The 18,857-nt window shown below is 73.2% G+C and carries 11 protein-coding genes; 5 read left to right on the forward strand and 6 right to left on the reverse strand.

Annotation, left to right across the window (positions count from 1 at the left end; translation table 11 throughout):
- Nucleotides 1–9 precede the first annotated feature (9 nt).
- From LCD35_RS10800 to LCD35_RS10815, 4 genes are all read left to right on the forward strand, one after another.
- The gene (locus LCD35_RS10800; protein ID WP_224959355.1) at nt 10–3,129 is read left to right on the forward strand and encodes a hypothetical protein; all 3,120 of its coding nucleotides are present in this window, start codon (nt 10–12) and stop codon (nt 3,127–3,129) included.
- A gap of 475 nt (nt 3,130–3,604) precedes the next feature.
- Nucleotides 3,605–8,548 carry an NAD-glutamate dehydrogenase gene (locus LCD35_RS10805; RefSeq protein ID WP_225044137.1) on the forward strand — a complete coding sequence of 1,648 codons (4,944 nt, stop codon included), beginning with the start codon at nt 3,605–3,607 and terminating at the stop codon, nt 8,546–8,548.
- Between the two features lie 174 nt (nt 8,549–8,722).
- Nucleotides 8,723–9,163 (forward strand): thioesterase family protein, encoded by a 441-nt coding sequence (locus tag LCD35_RS10810; protein ID WP_224959357.1) that lies wholly within the window; start codon nt 8,723–8,725, stop codon nt 9,161–9,163.
- A complete protein-coding gene (locus LCD35_RS10815) occupies nt 9,156–9,797 on the forward strand; it encodes a hypothetical protein (protein ID WP_225044118.1) in 642 nt (213 codons plus the stop codon). Before LCD35_RS10810 ends, LCD35_RS10815 begins: the two co-directional genes overlap by 8 nt.
- Before the next feature lie 170 nt (nt 9,798–9,967).
- On the opposite strand, the gene LCD35_RS10820 is transcribed toward LCD35_RS10815, so the two are convergent.
- From LCD35_RS10820 to LCD35_RS10840, 5 genes are all read right to left on the reverse strand, one after another.
- The gene (locus LCD35_RS10820; protein WP_224959359.1) at nt 9,968–11,278 is read right to left on the reverse strand and encodes a hypothetical protein; all 1,311 of its coding nucleotides are present in this window, start codon (nt 11,276–11,278) and stop codon (nt 9,968–9,970) included.
- Nucleotides 11,279–11,511: 233 nt separating this feature from the next.
- A complete protein-coding gene (locus LCD35_RS10825; RefSeq protein WP_225044119.1) occupies nt 11,512–12,759 on the reverse strand; it encodes an alpha-amylase family glycosyl hydrolase in 1,248 nt (415 codons plus the stop codon).
- A 17-nt stretch (nt 12,760–12,776) separates the two neighbouring features.
- On the reverse strand, nt 12,777–13,169 hold the full coding sequence (locus tag LCD35_RS10830) for a globin (RefSeq protein WP_224959363.1): 393 nt from the start codon (nt 13,167–13,169) through the stop codon (nt 12,777–12,779).
- A 22-nt stretch (nt 13,170–13,191) separates the two neighbouring features.
- The gene (locus LCD35_RS10835; protein WP_224959364.1) at nt 13,192–14,184 is read right to left on the reverse strand and encodes a mechanosensitive ion channel family protein; all 993 of its coding nucleotides are present in this window, start codon (nt 14,182–14,184) and stop codon (nt 13,192–13,194) included.
- Between the two features lie 191 nt (nt 14,185–14,375).
- A complete protein-coding gene (locus LCD35_RS10840) occupies nt 14,376–16,481 on the reverse strand; it encodes a prolyl oligopeptidase family protein (RefSeq protein WP_224959365.1) in 2,106 nt (701 codons plus the stop codon).
- A gap of 255 nt (nt 16,482–16,736) precedes the next feature.
- Here LCD35_RS10840 and LCD35_RS10845 point away from each other — a divergent pair, with 255 nt between their 5' ends.
- On the forward strand, nt 16,737–17,360 hold the full coding sequence (locus LCD35_RS10845; RefSeq protein ID WP_374108067.1) for an HNH endonuclease: 624 nt from the start codon (nt 16,737–16,739) through the stop codon (nt 17,358–17,360).
- Between the two features lie 16 nt (nt 17,361–17,376).
- Here LCD35_RS10845 and LCD35_RS10850 read toward each other — a convergent pair whose 3' ends face one another.
- On the reverse strand, nt 17,377–18,330 hold the full coding sequence (locus tag LCD35_RS10850; RefSeq protein WP_225044120.1) for a hypothetical protein: 954 nt from the start codon (nt 18,328–18,330) through the stop codon (nt 17,377–17,379).
- Between the last annotated feature and the right edge of the window lie 527 nt (nt 18,331–18,857).

Genomic DNA, 18,857 nt, shown 5'->3' on the forward strand with positions numbered 1-18,857 from the left:
GGAGGCGTCTTGGCCAGCGTGCACGGAGCTCATCCGGGCGGTGCGCAGGAATTGTTCGAACCCGCTTGGCAGATGCGCTGGCGGGTGCCCGAGCTCGCCCTGATGCTCGGCGATCAAGCCGTGGCGGAGGCCAGACGCATCGGTGACCGCGCGTTGCGGCTCCGTGCCGAGGCGGTGGCGCTGTTCGCGTCCAACCGCCTCGGGCACGGGGTCGCGATCACCCAGCGGGCCATCAGCGCCGTCCGGGACGCGGAGCGCGCGGGCGATCACGAGATCGCCGCGGAGCTGCGCGTCGAGCTCGCCTGCTGCGCCCGCACCGCGGGCGGGCACGAGGTCGCCCTGCGCGTGCTGCAACCGGTGCTGGAACGCGAGCGGATCGAACCGGCGCTGCGCGCGCACGCGCTGCTGGAGCTCGCCGCCGCGCTGCCCGGCAAGCAGCGGGAGTCCGAACGGGCCGAGGCGCTCGACGAGGCCGACCGGCTCTACGCGGCGGCCTCCGAGCTGAACCGGGACACCAGCAGGCTGCTGCTGGCACGGGTGCGCACCGCGCGCGCCGGGCACCTGCGGCGCAACGGCGATTTCGAGCAGGCCGCCCGGGCCGCCGAAGAAGGGCTGGCCCTGCTGGACCGGCTCGGCGACCCCGCCGCGGAGAGCGGTGAGATCCGCGCGCGCCTGGTGCTGGAGCGGGTCCACTCCCTGCTGGACCTCGGGCGCCGCACCGAGGCCGTCGAGGCCGCCTCGCCGGTCATCCGCACGCCCGTGCGCGCGGCCGCGGCCGGGCCGTCCGGCTGGTTGCGGCTGGCGCTGGCGACCCGCGTGCACCTGCCCGCCGGGGATCTCGCCGCGGCGGTGCGGCTGCTCAACGACGCCGCCGCCAACGCGGAACGCCACAAGCTGGACTGCCTGCTCACCGAATCGCTGAGCATGTCCTCGCAGACCCACGAGAAGGCGGAGGAGTTCGTCGAGGCGCTGGCCACGCTGCGCCGCGCGTACGCCGCGGACCGGCGCTGGCGGGCCGCCGTGCACGCCGCCCGGGTCCGGCTGCTGGAGGAGTTCCCGGCGCTGGCCACCGGCACCGGGCCTCCCCCGGCGGCACCGGGACCGGCGGGCACGACCACCGCCGCGCCGGAGGCCGCCGCGCCGCTCCCCGTCGCCGCACCGCCGCTGACCACGTCGGCGGACGTCCCGGCCCGCGCTCCGGCCGAGTCCTTCGGCAGCACCGGAACCACCGTGGCCGAGTCCTCCGGCGCCGACGCACCGGCCGCGGGATCCGGCCGTCGCGCGCACTCGGCGGAACCGGCAGTGGCCGGGGCGCACGACGTGGCCGCGGAAGCACCGCAGCAGCAGGAGACCGCGGGCCGCCGCCGCGCGGACGGCACGGGCCGTCCGCAGCGCACCACCGGCAGTCCGTTCGCCGCGAACTCCGGGTTCTCCCCGCCGCCCGAACCGGCGGAGCCCGTGCCCGCTCCGGATCCGCCGAACGAGCGTCCCGCGGCCGAGGCGACCCCGGAAGTCCCGACCGGGGCCGCGAACCGCATCGCTCCGGAGGACCCGCTCGACGAGTACCGCAAGCCGGGGGAGAGCAGCGTGCGCGACGCGGCGCGCAGGCTGATGGACACGTTGACCAGCCGCGTCGCCGACGACCGCAGGACGCACCAGGACCAGGGCGAGCAGCGCCGGGACCCCGGTCCGCTCGGTGCCATGCCGGCTCCGCGCGCGCCCGAGCCGGAGGCCGCGGGCACCGGCGGCAAGCGCCGCGCCCCTGAACCGGAGGAGCCCGCGGCGGAGGACTCCGGTCGGCACGGCGGCATGGACGTCCCGGTCGGCCGCGTCACCTCGGCGCCGTTCGGCGAAGGTTTCCCGGTCTACGACTTCGGTTCCCGCAGCGGACCGGCGATCCCGGAGCCGGAACCGGAAGGCGCGCGCACGGCCGAACCGGACGACGCGCCCGCTCCGCGCACCCGCGGCTCCCGGCGCCGGGAGGACGTCGCCGAGCCGCCGCCCACCGAGGTGAGCGCCCCGTGGGATCGCGGCGCACCGGGCGAGCCGAGCTTCCCGGACGTCACGGCGATCATGCCGGTCATCTCGGTGCCGGACCACGAGCCGCCGCCGACCTCGCAGGTCGGTGCGGTCGAGCACCTCGACGAGGACCGTGCGGAGCCGGATGCCGACGCGGCTCCGGGGACGCACGAGGAGGGTGGCAGGCGCTCGCGCGGCCGCACCCTCGCCGAGATCCGGGAGAGCCTCGCCGAGATGCAGCGCCACGGCCGCGAGGACGGCGCCCGGTCGCGCCGCGCGGCGCCGGAGCCCGCCGACGCCGGCGGGTACGAGGAGTCGCTGCCGGAGGATCCGCCGCGGTCCGGGGCTTCGTGGGCGGACCGCTACCTGGGCGCCTTCCTGGACGAGCGGGGAAGTGCCGGGGAGGGCGGTTCCGGCGGTCAGCACACCGGCGACAGGCACACCGGATCGACCGGCACCGCCGGTGCGAGCGAGGAGACTTCGGGTTCCGGTGGTCGCCGCCGCGCCCGGCACGCCGACCCGGACGACCGGTTCGGCGGCACCGCGCCGGATCCGCCGCGCTGGGACGCGGCGCCGTGGGACCGGCCGTCGTCCGCGCACGCCGCCCCCGACCCGCTCGGTCCACAAGGGACGGTCGAGTCGGCGGACGGGTTGCCGCCGACGCTGGGAATGCTGTCCGAGCCCACCGGGACGACCTCGTACCCGGGCGGTGGCGAGCCGGAGGTCTCCCCGTTCGACCGCACCCGCCCCGATTTCGGCCCGGTGCACGGCGCGTCCGAGTCCGACGACCAGCCCTTCGCCGCACCCGGTGGTACCGCCGCCGACCGCCTCGAATCGGCGGCGGAGCTGCTGGCCCGGCACCAGGACGGGAGCACGCAGGCCGCGGAGGAACCCGCCGGTGAGGTCGGCCTGGCGGACCTGCTGGCCGAGGCGCTGCTCGCCTACGAGAACGGCAGGCGCCAGGACGACGACGGACCGGGGCGGCACGGCCGGCCCGGTACCAACGGTCATCCGATCGGCCTGCCGCACCAGCACGAGGCGGAGCCGGATCCCGACGCGCGGCCTCGGCACCGCCGTCCCGCCCAGGACACCTGGACGCCCCGGTACTGAGCCGCGGACCCGTGCCCGCAGCGGTGTCGCGCGGGCGCGGGGGCCGGGGTGATCGGACGCCTGGCCACCGCCGCGCGATCCCGCCCGGCGTTCGTCCCGGTGCGCGCGGGCGCGGTGACGCGATCGCGCCCTGTTCCGCCGCATCCCGGCACCTCCGCGAGTTCCGGCGACCCGGCCGGTGTCTCGACCTCGCCCGCGCGACCGCCGATCGAGACGCCGCCCGGTTCCCGTCCGCCCGGCGTCGCGCACCGCCGGACCACTCGTCCGGAGGCACCGTGATCCTCCACACCCGCCCACCTGCACGCCCCCGTTCGCACAGTCCGCGCACCTCCGGAACCACCCGGAAATCGGAACGTCGCAGGAGGTTTCCGGTGGGAACGGTGCCGCTCCCACCTGATCGGCGCGCGGCCTGGCAGGCTTAGGGTGGAAGCCGTGTTGGCACAACGCGGTGCCGTCAAGCGTGGAGCAGCTGAAGATGACCTCGAAACCCCGATCCGCCATCCCCGACGCCGCGACCGGCGGGGCCGCCGTGCTGGAGAACCCGGAGGCCGCGAAGGCCTGGTTGCTCGACCGCGCCGCCGACTCCGCGGGGGAGCTCGGCGAGTTGCTGCGGACCTACTTCCGGCATGTGCCTGCCGAAGAGCTCGCCGGTGACGAACCCGACGAGCTCGTGGAGGCGCTGCGTTCGCACCACGCGCTCGCCGCCGAGCGGGTCGCCGGCCGTCCGCTGGTGCAGGTGGTGAACCCCAGCCTCGACGACGGCGGCTGGCGGAACCAGGCGACCGTGCTGCAGCTGGTCACCGACGACATGCCGTACCTGGTGGACAGCGTGATCGCCGAGCTGACCCGGCACGGTGCCGAGGTGCAGCGGATCATCCACCCGATCGTCGTGGTGCGCCGCGATGCCGCGGGCGCGCTGCTGGAGGTCTTGCCGCACGCGGACCCGGGCGCGCCGCCCGCGGACGCGCTCGCCGAGTCGTGGATGCTCGCCGAGGTCGACCGGATCACCGACGCGGACCGGCTGCAGGCGCTGGAGCAGGGCCTGCGCACCGTGCTCGGTGACGTCCGCGAGGTCGTCGAGGACACCGAGCGGATGCTGACCACCGCCCGCTCGCTGGCCGACGAGCTGGAGTCGCAGCCGGGGGCGCTGCCCGGCAAGCAGGCCGCGGACAGCGCGGGGCTGCTGCGCTGGCTCGCCGACGGGCACTTCACGTTCCTCGGCTACCGGCACAACGAGCTCGTCGAGCAGGACGGCAAGCCCGCGCTGAGCCCGGTGCTGGGGTCCGGTCTCGGCGTGCTGCGCAGCGACGCAGTCGCCGCCGAGGACCTCACGACCGGTCCGGACGTGCTGACCAGCACCCGTTCCGGGGAGCCGCTGGTGCTCACGCAGGCCAGCACCCCGTCGACGGTGCACCGCTCGGTGCACCCGTTCTACGTGGGCGTGCTGACCTTCGACGAGAACGGCGCGGTCACCGGGGAGCACCGGTTCATCGGCCTGTTCACCACCACCGCGCTGCACGAGAACGTGCTGGACATCCCGTTCATCGAGCGCCGGGTGCGCGAGGCGATCCACGGCGCCGGCTTCCCGCTGGAGTCGTACTCGGGCCAGCGGATGCTGGAGGAGATCCAGAACTACCCGCGCACCGAGCTGTTCTCCACCGACCTGGACACGCTGCGCGAGACGGTGACGGGCGTGCTGGCGCTGGCCGAGCGCCGGAAGCTGAAGCCGTTCGTGCGCCGCGACCCGTACGGCCGGTTCTTCTCCTGCCTGGTGTACCTGCCGCGGGACCGCTACACGACGCGGTCCCGGCTGGCGATGCAGGAGGTGCTGCTGACGGAGCTGGGCGGCGCGAGCGTCGAGTACAGCACCCGCGTCGGCGAGTCGGCGCTGGCCCGCGTGCACTTCGTGGTGCACACGAAGCCGGGCGGCGAGGCCCCGGAGCCGGACCTGGCCCGCATCCAGGAGCGGCTGTCCGAGGCGATCCACACCTGGGAAGACCAGATGGTCGACGAGGTGGAGATCGCCCCCGGCGACGCCGAGGAGCCGCGCCGGGTGCGCCGCTCGGAGGCCGCCAGCGAGGCCGCGCAGCAGTACGCCGCGTCGTTCCCGGAGGCGTACAAGGAGGACTTCAGCGCTGGGGAGGGCCTGCGCGACCTGCGGAAGCTGGCGTCGTTGTCCGGTGAGCGCGACCTGCGGATGTCGTTCTACACGCCGGAGGACGCCGCTCCGGGCGAGCGCCGGTTCAAGATCTACGTCACGGGCGAGCGGGTGACGCTGTCCCGCGTCCTGCCGGTGCTGCAGAGCATGGGCGTGGAGGTCGTGGACGAGCGGCCGTACGAGGTGGTGCCGGAGAGCGGCGCCGAGTGCTGGATCTACGACTTCGGCCTGCGGCTGGAGAGCGGGCTGCTGGAGACCGAGGGCGCCGAGCGGCTGGACACGCTGCGCGAGCGGTTCGAGGACTCGTTCCGCGCGGCCTGGCTGGGCGACGCCGAGGTGGACCGGTTCAACTCGCTGGTGCTGCGCGCCGGGTTGAGCTGGCGGCAGGCGTCGGTGCTGCGCGCCTACGCGAAGTACCTGCGCCAGACGGGGGTGCCCTACAGCCAGGAGTTCATCGCGGACGTGGTGCTCACGCACCGGGCGACGACGGTGGCGCTGACCAGGCTGTTCGAGGTGCGCTTCGACCCGAAGCTGGCCGAGGACGAGCGGGCCGCCCGGCAGGACGAGCTGCGGACCCAGATCACCCGGTTGATCGACGAGGTGACGAGCCTCAACGCGGACCGGATCCTGCGCAGCTACCTGAGCCTGATCACCGCGACGCTGCGCACCAACTACTACGCGGACGGCGCTCCGGAGCGCTCCTACCTGGCGATGAAGCTGGAGCCGAAGGAGATCCCGGGGCTGCCGGAGCCGCGGCCGGCCTACGAGATCTTCGTGTACTCCCCGCGGGTGGAGGGCGTGCACCTGCGCTTCGGTTCGGTGGCCCGCGGCGGGTTGCGCTGGTCGGACCGGCAGGAGGACTTCCGCACCGAGATCCTCGGCTTGGTGAAGGCGCAGGCGGTGAAGAACGCGGTGATCGTGCCGGTCGGCGCGAAGGGCGGGTTCGTGGTGAAGCGCCCGCCGCTGCCCACGGGGGACCCGGCGAAGGACCGGGAGGCGACGCTGAACGAGGGCATCGCCTGCTACCGGATGTTCATCTCGGGCCTGCTGGACCTGACCGACAACCTGGTGGGCGGCGAGGTGGCGCCCCCGGAGGGCGTGGTGCGCCACGACGGCGACGACACGTACCTGGTGGTGGCCGCGGACAAGGGCACCGCGTCGTTCTCGGACGTCGCCAACGACGTGGCCCGCTCCTACGGCTTCTGGCTGGGTGACGCGTTCGCCTCCGGCGGTTCGGTCGGCTACGACCACAAGGCGATGGGCATCACCGCGAAGGGCGCGTGGGAGAGCGTCAAGCGCCACTTCCGCGAGCTGGACCTGGACACCCAGCGCGAGGACTTCACCGTCGTCGGCATCGGCGACATGGGCGGGGACGTGTTCGGCAACGGCATGCTGCTGTCCGAGCACATCCGCCTGGTGGCGGCGTTCAACCACATGCACGTGTTCATCGACCCGGAGCCGGACGCGGCGAGCTCGTACGCGGAGCGGCGCAGGTTGTTCGAGCTGCCGCGTTCCACGTGGGACGACTACGACCGCAGCAGGATCAGCGAGGGCGGCGGCGTGTGGTCGCGGTCGCTGAAGTCGATCCCGCTGAACGCGCGGGTCCGCACCGCGCTGGGTATCGACGAGTCGGTGACGGCGCTGCCCCCGGCGGAGCTGATCAAGGCGATCCTGCAGGCCCCGACGGACCTGTTGTGGAACGGCGGCATCGGCACCTACGTGAAGGCCTCCACGGAGACGCACGGCGAGGTGGGCGACAAGGCCAACGACGCGGTCCGGGTGGACGGCGCGGACCTGCGGGTGCGGGTGGTCGGTGAGGGCGGCAACCTCGGCCTCACCCAGCGCGGCCGCATCGAGTTCGCGCGTGCCGGCGGCAAGGTCAACACCGATGCGCTGGACAACTCGGCCGGCGTGGATTGCTCGGACCACGAGGTGAACATCAAGGTCCTGCTGGACCACTTGGTCGCCGAGGGCGAGCTGGACGGCGAGCAGCGCAACGAGCTGCTGGCGGAGATGACCGACGAGGTCGCCGAGCTGGTGCTGGCCGACAACTACCGGCAGAACGAGGTGCTGGGCGTGTCCCGCGCGCACGCGGCGCCGATGGTGTCGGTGCACGCCCGGCAGATCACCGCGCTGGAGGAAGGTGGCCTGGACCGCGACCTGGAGGCGCTGCCGAGCAAGAAGGAGCTGCGGGACCGCGAGAAGAGCGGCACCGGGCTCACGTCGCCGGAGCTGGCGACGCTGCTGGCGCACGTGAAGCTGTCGCTGAAGGAGCAGGTGCTGGCCAGCGACCTGCCGGACGCGGACGCGTTCAGCGGGCGGCTGCCGGACTACTTCCCGCTGCCGCTGCGGGAGCGCTACGCCGACGCGATCCCCGCGCACCCGCTGCGCCGGGAGATCACCTCGACGCTGCTGGTCAACGAGGTCGTCGACGGTGCGGGCGTGTCCTACGCCTACCGGTTGTCCGAGGAGATCGCGGCGTCGGCCACCGACGCGGTGCGCGCCTACGCGGTCGTCACCAGCGTCTACGACCTGCCGGAGCTGTGGCGGCGGATCGACGAGCTGGACAACGTGGTGGCCAGCCGCGTCGCCGACGAGATGGTGCTGGCCAGCCGCAGGCTGCTGGACCGCGCGGCCCGCTGGCTGCTGTCGAACCGCCCGCAGCCGTTGGCGATCGGCGCGGAGATCAGCCGGTTCCGGCCGGTCGTGTCCGAGCTCGCGGCCAGCGTGCCCGGCCTGCTGCGCGGGCAGGCGGCCGTCGCCGCCGAGGAGAAGAAGCAGCAGCTCATCTCCGAGGGCGTCCCGGCGGACCTGGCGGAGCGCATCGGTGCCCTGCTGGACACCTACGCGCTGCTGGACATCACCGAGATCGCCGAGCTGGCCGAGCGGGACAACGGCGTCAGCGCCGAGCGCAGCCCGATGGAGAGCGCGGAGCTGTACTACACGCTGTCCGAGCACCTCGACATGGAGCGGCTGCTGGTCGCGGTCAACGGTCTGGAGCGCGGCAACCGGTGGCACTCGCTGGCCCGGCTGGCGCTGCGCGACGACATGTACGCCTCGCTGCGGGCGTTGACGATCGACGTGCTCAGCACCAGCGACCCGGAGGAACCGGCCGCGGACAAGATCGCCCAGTGGGAGGCGACGAACGCGTCCCGCATCGAGCGGGCCAGGACGTCGCTGGAGGCCATCAAGCGCTCCGGCGGGCTCGACCTGGCGACGTTGTCGGTGGCGACGCGGCAGCTGCGCAGCATGGTCCGCTGATCACCCGCCCCCGCGCCTGCGGGGGCTCGGGTGGTCGGCGGGACCGCGCGGTCTCGATGTCGGGAGGGGCGGGCCGGACGGTCCGCCCCTCCCGCGTCCGCGGGGCCGCCGGGCCGGTCCGCGTCCGGACTACGATCGGGGCGAACCTCAGCCATCACACGGGAAGGACACCGAGTGGGTGCTTTCGTAGCCGATGTTCCGCTGCGCTGGTCCGACATGGACGCGTTCGGGCACGTCAACCACGCCAGAACGGTGACCTTGCTGGAGGAAGCCCGGGTGGAGCTGCTGTTCACCGAGGCGGGCAGGCGGGGGCTGCTGGGCATGGCGGAGGGCATGGTGGTCGCGCGCCTCGCCGTCGACTACCGGATCCCGGTGTCGCACTCGGCGGGCACCTTGCAGGTGCGGATGTCGGTGCGAGACCTGAAGCCGGCGTCCTTCGTGATCGACTACTCGGCGTCGACCAGCGGGTCCGCGGAGGTCGCGACCGCGGAGACGCTGATGGTTCCCTACGACCTGAAGGCCGGGCGGCCGCGCAGGCTCAGCACCGACGAACGGGACTTCCTCGCCGAGTGGCAGCCGGTGCTCGCGCAGGCGGAAGCGGGCGGCCGTGCCTGAGCTGCGGATGCCCGACCAGGTGGAGCGCGAGGACCTCGGCGCGTTCGTGGCCCGTTCGGTGCGCCTCGACGGGCAGTCGGTGATCCGGCTGCGCAACCGCGGCGGCACCGGCCGGCTCGACGTGTGGGGCGCCACCCCCTTCGACGCGCTGTGCACCCGCTCGGTGGAAGGCGAGGTGGAACCCGCCGACGTCACCGTGTCCGGCAACGAACTGCTGGCCTCGTTGACCGTCGCGGGCGGGCCGGAGATGGATCCGGGGCCGCAGCGGGACCTGCTGTGGCGTTCCGAGCTGCCGCCGCCGGAGGGGTGGCGGCGGGTGGACGACCTGCCCGCGAAGCTCGTCGGCGAGGTCGCCGACCGCGGCATCGCCATGGCGAAGGAGAACGTCGGCCCGAAGGGCACCCCGCCCGCGTCGCTGCTGGACCAGGAGGTCTTCACCGTCAGCGGGTCCGGGCTGGACGTGAAGATCCCGCTGCGCTGCCTGTTCGTGCTCTCCGGCATGGGGTTCCTCGTCGCGGAACCGGCCGAGTCGGAGATCGTGCGGGTCAGCGCCACCGACTCGTGGTTGCGGATGGACTCCCGCTACGGGGCCGTGGTGCGCCGCAGGCACGCGCTGCTGTCCTTGTTGATGTGATCGGTTCGTCCTGCTCCGGGGGCGGGTGGCGGAACCGCAGCGGTCTTCTCGCCGCGGGATCGATTTCCGCCACCTGAGAAATCGCCGTCCTCGCGAGCGGACCGCTGAGAACCCGCGGGTTGGTCCGGTCGCTCTGGTGGTCGCCGCTGACGAGCAGACAGGACCACTGCTCAGCGGTAGGAGAGCTTGCGGGTGCACAGGTCCACCGCGGCGCTGACGGCGCCTTCGAGGGGACCGCGGCGGAAGAAGCGCTTCCACAGGTTCGCGAAGCCGAGGGAGAACAGCAGGAACAGCTCGGACATGTAGGTGTTCACGAACCCGACGATGCCTTCGGGGCGGTGCCCGTCGGCGGGGAACGCGGGCAGGTTCGGCACCCATTCGGCTTCCGGGCCCATGCTGGCCAGCTCGTCCAGCGTCTCCGGCACGCCGCTGAGCGGCCAGCCGCCGACGACGATCTGCCAGGACATCACCAGGGCGTGCAGCGCGTACAGCGTCAGCGCCATGGTGCCCGCCTTGATCAGCGGCAGCAGCGGTCGCTCGTAGCGGTCCGCGAGTTCCAGGCACAGTGCCAGGATCGCGACCGCGATGCCCAGCGAGGCGATCAGCTCGAACGAGGAACCGCTGTGCGCGCGGGCCGCCAGCAGCAGCTCCGGGTGCTCCAGCGGCACGGTCCCCTCGGTGAGCACGTCCGGCAGCGGTGGGTAGGTCAGCCCCAGCAGCGCCGTGGTCACGTAGGTGGCGGTGGCGACCGCGGCCCCGCCGATGCCGAGCCGCAGCCGCAGCGCGCGGGACCGCAGGTCGAGCCGGCCGAGGGTGAGTCCGGCCAGCACCAGCGCCAGGTACGTCGCCGCCGGGTAGAACCCGGTCAGCAGCAGGTCCACCACGCCCAGGTCGGCGATCAGGTTGCCCGGGTCGACGGAGTGCCACGCCCCGGCCGCGGCGGCCACCGCGTTGTCCCCGGCGAGCAACCAGCGCAGCAGGAACGACAGCTGCGGCCCGGCGAGGACGAGCACCGCGGCGGCGATCCCGGTGCCGCGCGGGCTCATCCCGAGGAACGGCAGGGACAGCAGGAAGTACACCCCGTAGAACGGGATGATCACGGTGAGCAGGAAGCCGGTGGCCTCGGTGGACTTCGCCAGCGCCAGCCCGATCAGCAGCAGCAGCACGGCGCGGACCGCGACCCGCACCCGCGCGTCCCGCAGCGCGCTGCCGGTCAGCGGCCTGCCGCGTCCGGTGAGCATCGCCAGGGAGACCCCGGCGAGGAAGGTGAACAGGGCGGTCGCGCGTCCGCTGGAGGCCTGCGCCAGCCCCACTTCCACGAATCCGCCGCAGAACGGCGCCCCGAAGTGGATCACGAACATGCCGAAGATGGCGACGAATCGGGCCAGGTCCACCCCGAGCAGGCGGGTACCGCGGGCCTTGGTGGAGCCCTCGGTGCGCTGCGGGGTGGCGTGGTGCGGTGCCGGGCTCGCTGCGGGCATGACGTCCTGGGGATACTGAGGCGGAACTCGGGCGTTGCACAACTTACCCGCCGGTCGCGCCGGGTCGATCGGAAGGTCGCCGGGCGCGTCGGGAAACCCGTCACCGGCTCGGCGGCCTGCGGTTCGACCCGATCTCCGCGGCCTGCCCGGCCGGTGGGAACGGCACCGGTCGCTCCCGGCGGGCGTGCGGCGGCGGGTCCGTCCGGAGCAGCCGGCCGCCCCGCCTGCGGGGGTCAGATGAGCCACACCGCCGTGTTCGGCGGCAGCCGGTCGCCGTCGAGCTCGCCGCTGGCCAGCAGCACTTCGCCCGGCGGCAGCGTCACCGGTTCCGCCGAGGCGTTCAACGCGCAGGTCAGCGCGCCCGGTTCCCGCCGGAACGCGAAGCATCCCGCCGGGGCGCCGAACCAGGCCACCTCGTCGCCGCGCAGCGCCGGGTGCTCCTTGCGCAGCTCCAGCGCCCGGCGGTACAGCGACAGCGTCGAGTCCGGGTCCTCCAGCTGGGCTTCCACGGTGTAGTCGGCCCACTCCGCCGACATCGGCCACCAGCCGCCCGGCACGGGGGAGAATCCGAACGACGGCTCATCGCCCTCCCACGGCATCGGGCCGCGCGCGGGCGGTGCCGACCGGGATCCGGCACCGGCGCTCGGCAGACCCAGCTCTTCACCGGTGTCCAGGCCGACGATCCCCGGCAGGCCCAGCGACACCAGGGCCAGCGCCCGTGCGCGGGCCTCCCCGGCGGCGCCGCCGCCGAACCGGGTCACCGGGTGCGTCCGGTCCTCCCCGGCCACCACCCACACGGCGGGGACGCCGAGCATCCGCGCGGACGCCAGCATCCGGGTGATGACCTCCCGCAGCTCGCCCGCGTCGAACAGGGTGCGGCCCAACCGCAGGTCGATGCCGATGTCCCAGCCGTCGTGGTCCTGGTAGGCGTCGAACCAGGACTCGTCGATGAGCACGCCGACACCGCGGCCCGGGTAGTCGGCGATGACCGGCGCCAGCGCCCGCAGCACCTCGCGGACCGCGGCTCCCGCCGGGGCGCCCGCGCCGGGCACCGAGGCGACCCGCAGCGCGTCCACGCCGCGGTCCAGCCAGAACCGCGCCGACTCCGCGAACACCTCGTGCTCCGGTGCGGTGAGCTGTTCGATCCGGTCGCGCTGCGCGGTGACGTCCACCGCGACCCGCAGGCCCGCGGCGTGCGCCTCGTCCACCAGCGATTCGAACGATTCCAGCTCGCCCAGCACCGGGTCGACGCCGCGACCCCGCAGCGGATCGGTCAGCGGCGCCGACGCCACCGCGGTCAGCCACAGGGCGTCCACGCCCAGCAGCTCCAGGTAGCCGAGGCGCAGCCGGGCGCCGTCGAGGTCCCCCACCCCGTCACCGTTGGCGTCGGCGAACGACCGGAGGTCCAGCCGGTAGAACACCGCATCGCGCCACCAGGGGGCGGCCGGAGCCGCTCCCGAGTCCCCCACCGGTGCGTTCATGACAATCGATCAGGCTCCTAGAACCACGAATTCATCATGCTCTGCGCCGCCATCTCCAAGTACTGCCAGAGCTGCTCGCGATGTTCGTCGCCCAGGTCGGCCTCGTCCACCGCTATCCGCATGCAGCGCAGCCACGCGTCCCGCTCCGCGGGACCCACCTTGAACGGTGCGTGCCGCATCCGCAGCCGGGGGTGTCCCCGGCGGTCCGAGTAGGTGTGCGGCCCGCCCCAGTACTGCATGAGGAACAGCCGCAGCCGCTCTTCGGCGGGACCGAGGTCCTCCTCCGGGTAGAGCGGGCGCAGCAGCTCGTCCTTCGCCACCTCCTCGTAGAACCGCGCCACGATGAAGCGGAAGGTGGGTTCGCCGCCGACTTGGTCGTAGAAGGTCTCCGGTGCGCTCACACCCGCCATCCTCCCCTGCCGGCGGCACCGCTCATACCTGGGCCGAGTCCAGCTGCGGCCGGCCGTGGGGGTACGGCGGCTCGATGTTCTCCTCGTCGTAGGCCCGCTTGATCGCGACGCGGAGCCTGCGCTGCACCGCCCACTGGGTGCTGGGCCGCACCTTCACCGTGAGCCGCAGCGTGATCGTGTCCGAGGTGATCTTGTCGACGCCGAGCATGTCCGGCGGGTTCAGCACGTCCTTCGACAGCGGTTCCCGGGCGGCGGCCTCGGTGGCGACGCGGAGCGCGACCTCCATGGCCTTCTCCACCGAGCTGGTGTGCGAGATCGGGAAGTCGACGACGGCGACGGCGAAGCCCTGGCTGGAGTTGCCGACGCGCAGGATCTCGCCGTTGCGCACGTACCAGACGGTGCCGTTGAGGTCGCGCAGCGTCGTGACGCGCAGGCCCACGGCCTCCACGGTGCCGCTGGCCTCGCCGAGGTCGACGATGTCGCCGACGCCGTACTGGTCCTCGACCATCATGAACATCCCGGACAGGAAGTCCCGGACGAGGTTCTGCGCGCCGAACGCGACGGCCACGCCCAGCACCCCGGCGGAGGCCAGGATCGGGGCGAGTTCGATGCCCAGCGACTTCAGCGCGTACATCAGCGCCAAGCCGAAGATCACGAACGAGGACAGCGACTTGAGCACCGAGCCGATGGTGCGGGCCCGCTGCATCCGGCGTTCCGAGAGCAGCGCCATCGCCGAGGACTCCGGGCGGCGTTCCTTCAGCGGCACCAGCAGCTTCGGCGTCTTGCCGCCGTTGCCCCTGGTGAGCCGGGAGATGGTGCGGTGCACGAAGTAGCGCACCAGGAGCGCGATGATGACGATCATCACGATGTTCAGCGGCTTGGCGATGAGCAGCTCGGAGTACATCGCCAGCCACTCGTTGCCGGTCCACGAGAAGACGGTCTGGCACCAGCTGCCGTCGTCCTCGACGCAGTTCGGCTGGGTCAGCAGCGGCTGGGTCAACAGCGGGGGTGTCATGGGTCGGGGTCTCCATGCTCGGGTGTTGCGAACGTCGAATCGCACCGCGGCAGGACGCGCCCCGCGCCGGTGCCGGCCGACTGCCTGCCGGGAGCTGCGGACGCCCCGCCGTCCGCAGTTCCCGGAGCCGGCCGCGCACCGCTGGACGGGCACGCGCCTACCGCGACTGAGTTGTCAGAGGTGGCGACCGCTCAGGCGAGGGGGAGCCCGGTGGCCTCCGCTAGGAAGGCGATCTGGTCGGTCGCCAGGCCCACGGTACGCGAAACGGACCGGGCGGAGTGCCCCACCTCGGTCTCCCGCCGCAGCAGCACCGGCCGCTGCTGCGGGTCCGAACTCGTGGCGTGCTGCAGGGCCGCGCACATCTTGCGCGCGTGGTTCGGGTCGACCCGGGTGTCGGACTCGTACACCGCGAACAGCACGGACGGGTAGCCGGTGCCCTCGGCGACCGCGTGGTACGGCGAGTACGACAGCAGCCAGTCCAGCTCCTCCGGGTCGTCGGCGGTCCCGTACTCGTCGTTCCAGGTGCGGCCCAGCAGGAACTTCTCGTAGCGCACCATGTCCAGCAGCGGCGCCGAGCACACCACCGCCCGGTACAGCTCCGGGCGTTGCGTCAGCGCCGCGCCGACCAGCAGCCCGCCGTTGGAGCCGCCGGTGATCGCCAGCCGGTCCGGGGAGGTCCAGCCGGTGGACACCAGGTGCTCGGCCGCGGCGTGGAAGTCGTCGAACACGTTCTGCTTGCTCTCGCGCATGCCCGCGCGGTGCCACTGCTCGCCTTCCTCGCCGCCGCCGCGCAGCGAGGGCAGCGCCCACACCCCGCCCGCGGCGACCCAGGCCAGCGCGGTGGGGGAGTAGGACGGCTCCATCGACAGCGAGAACCCGCCGTAGCCGGTGACCAGCGCGGGCCGCGGGACGTCCGGTTCGGCGGTCGGCGAGAGCAGGAACATCCGGACGGTGGTGCCGTCCTTCGAGGTGTACTCGACCTGGGAGGAGCGCACCTCCGGCAGCTCCGCCGCGCCCGGTGCGCGCCGCTCCTGCCGCGTGGTGCCGGAGGCCCGGGTGTAGAGGTGCACGCAGGGTGGCGTCGCGAAGTCGGTCCAGCCGATCCACAGCCGGTCCCGGTCGCCCTCGGTCTCCTCGTCGACGGCGGTCAGCGCCGTGATCTGGCCGGTGCCCGGCAGCGGGACCTGCTCGGTGCGGTCGCCGGTGACCGGGTCGTGCAGCGCCAGCTCGGACACCGCGTGCCGGGTGCGCAGCACCGCGAGCTTCGGGTCGTCGGTGCCGTCGTCGAACCAGCGCACCGCCTCCAGCACCGAATCCGGGTCCTCGGGGATCAGCTCCTGCCAGTTCGCCGGTTCCGGTGCCTCCGGGTCGGCGACGCAGAGCCGCCAGCGCGGGGCGTCCAGCGTCGTCTGCACGTACAGCCGGCCGTCGCGCTCCACCCACGCCGAGGCGCGGATGCCCTCGGAGGTGTCGACGACCTGGCGCAGCCGCCCGTCCCCGGACAGGTCCGCGATCCACATCGAGTCCCGCCGCGCCGTGCCGGGGCTGCCGTGCACCAGCAGCCAGCGGCCGTCCCGGGACACGCGGGCGTCGTAGTAGAAGGTGTGCTCCAGGCCGTCGCCGTGCACCAGCAGGTCGTCGTCCGGGTGCGCGCCCACCTGGTGGCGCCACACCCGGCGGTGGAACTGCTCCTCGCCGTCCGGCACGGCTTCCGGCGGCAGCCGCCGCACGTAGAAGTACTCGTTGCCGCCCGGCATCCACGAGATCGACGAGTAGCGGCACCGGTCGATGGGGCCTTCCAGCAGCTCGCCGGTGGTCACGTCCAGCACGTGCAGCAGCGACTCCTCGTCACCGCCGACGGAGACCTGGTAGGCGAGCCGGTCGCCCTCCAGGCTCGGCGACCAGCGGTCCAGCGTGGTGAGGCCGGACGGGTCCAGCTCGGTGACGTCCAGCAGCGGCCGCTCCGAACCGTCCTCGTCGAGCAGGTACAGCACCGGGAACTCCTGGCCCGGCGCGCGGCGGGTGAAGAACGCGCGACCGGCCCGCCACACCGGGGCCGACACCGACCCCGCCGAGAGCAGGGACGTCAGGCGCTGCGCGATCTCCGCGCGGCCGGGCAGCGCGTCGAGCCGGGCACGGGCGAACTCGTCCTGCGCGGCGGACCACTCCTCGGTCCGCGGGTCGGCCGGGTCCTCCAGCGCGCGGTACGGGTCGGGAACCCTCCTGCCGTGCAGGTCGTCGACCACGTCGGCGCGTTCGGCGTGCGGGTAGGACAGGGGCGGCTGAACCTTCGTCACGCCCGCCGACGATACGGGGGAACGGGCCGGGACCGGTGCGGGTGCGGCGGCATTCGCCGAATTCACCCTGAACGATCAACACCGGAGCCCATACGATCGGCGCAGTGGGGCCGGTCGGACCTCGGAGATCGCTCAGGTCCGCCGCGACCTCGGACTCGGCCCGCGGCGCAGGTGGCTAGCACGTGGTGAATCACACGTGCGTTCGGGGTGTCGATTGTGGTCGACTGGTCCTTGCCAACCGGTGGAGGTGGTCGCGTGCACGACCGAATACCGACTCCGACAGGCGCGGCCGCCGGGCTCGCGCCTCGGGCGACGCTGTGCCACGCGCCGCCCGCCGGGCAGTCGGGCACTTCCGCACCCGCCTGGCGCAAGCGGCGGGTGCTGCTGCTCAACACGACCTTCGAACCGCTGACCGCGCTTCCGCTGCGCAGAGCGATCGTGCTGCTGGTCTGCGGCAAGGCGGAGGTCGTGCACGGCGACTCGGCGGGACTGGTGCTGCACTCGGCCACCAGCAGCCACGAGGTGCCGTCGGTGATCCGGCTCAGCAGCTTCGTCCGCGTCCCGTACCGGGGGCGCGTCCCGCTCACCCGGTCCGCGCTGATGCACCGCGACGGGCATCGCTGCGTGTACTGCGGGGGGCGGGCCGAGACGATCGATCACGTGGTGCCGCGCAGCCGGGGCGGGCCGCACGAGTGGGAGAACTGCGTCGCTTGCTGCACCAGGTGCAACCACCGCAAGGCGGACAAGACGCTCAGCGAACTGGGCTGGCAGCTGCCGGTGGCCCCGCACGCTCCGCGCGGCAGGCACTGGCGCCTGATCGCCGGGCTGTCCGAGACGGACCCGCTGTGGCTGCCGTACCTGGGCGAATCGGCGGCGTGACGGCGCTGCGGGCACGTCAGGCCGCCGCGGTGAGCTGACGGGAACTCCGGCCGCTGATCCGCACGCCGCGGTCCTGGCCGGAGATCCGGACGCCGCGGCTGGCCGAGCTGATGCGCACGCCCGCTTGGGAGCTGATCCGGACGCCGCGCTCGGCTGCGCTGATCCGGACGCCTGCTTGCGAGCTGATCCGGACGCCGCGGTCCTGGGCGCTGATCCGCACGCCGCGGTCGGTGCTGCTGATGCGCACGCCCTGCTGGCCGCTGATCCGCACGCCGGCCCGGCTGCTGATGCGGACGCCGCGCCGCTGCGAGCTGACCCGGACCCCGCGGTTCTCGCCGCTGATGCGGACGCCCGCCCGCGAGCTGATCCGGACCCCGCAGCGCGAGCTGATCCGGACGCCGCGTTCCTCGCCGCTGATCCGGACGCCGCGCTCCTGACCGGAGATCCGGACGCCTGCCTGCGAGCTGATGCGCACGCCGCGGTCGTGACCTGAGATCCGGACGCCGCGCTCGGTGCCGCTGATCCGGACGCCGGTCCGCGAGCTGATCCGGACACCGCGCTCCTGACCTGAGATCCGGACACCGCGCTCCTCGCCGCTGATCCGCACGCCTGCCCGAGAGCTGATGCGGACGCCCTCGTGCGAGCTGATCCGCACACCGCGGTCCTCGCCGCTGATCCGGACGCCGCGTTCGGTGCCGCTGATGCGGACGCCGCGGTCGCCGCCGCTGATGCGCACGCCCCGCGAGCTGATCCGCACGCCCCGGTCTTCGCCGCTGATGCGGACGCCGCGCTGCTGCCCGCTGATGCGCACGCCCCGGTCTTCGCCGCTGATGCGGACGCCGCGCTGCTGCCCGCTGATGCGCACGCCCCGGCCCTCGCCGCTGATGCGGACCCCGCGGTCCGCCGAGCTGATCCGCACGCCGCGCCGGGCGCCGCTGATGCGGACTCCGGACTGCGAGCTGATCCGCACGCTCCGGTCCGCACCGCTGATCCGGACCCCGCGATTCGTCCCGCTGATGCGGATGCCGGCAGCCGTGTGCGGAACGTGTTCGACAAGGGGCTGCGCGTTCTGGAAAATGGTGTCAAGATTGCGCTGAGCGGCGGTGTTGATCGACGACATGGTGTGCCTCCCGCAGGCGAATAGACTGTCCATGGGGCTAGTGATCAAATATGCAAGACCCATACAGGTGAAAAACTAGAAGCGCGGGAGCGTTCAAACAAGCCGCCAACTCGCCGCCCGCTGCGACCTTCTGGATGGGCTCCATTCGGCGGCGGCGATTGCGCTGAAAGAGTTACATTACGTGAGGCGCGACACGCTTGACTAGTGACTTTCGGTAGCCCTTGTCCTGCTCAGGGCCGGGATGGTCACGTGCGGTCACGGAATCGACGTGCGCTGCTCACCAGGCGTGGCCTGGCCCGTGCGCCGCCGCGGCGGTCGGCGTCGGCGGTCGCGGGAGTCGCCGGCGACGCTCGGGATGGTCCTGCCGAGCCCGTTCC

It is taken from the genome of Saccharopolyspora sp. 6V (assembly GCF_020176785.1).
Lineage (GTDB): Bacteria > Actinomycetota > Actinomycetes > Mycobacteriales > Pseudonocardiaceae > Saccharopolyspora_C > Saccharopolyspora_C gregorii.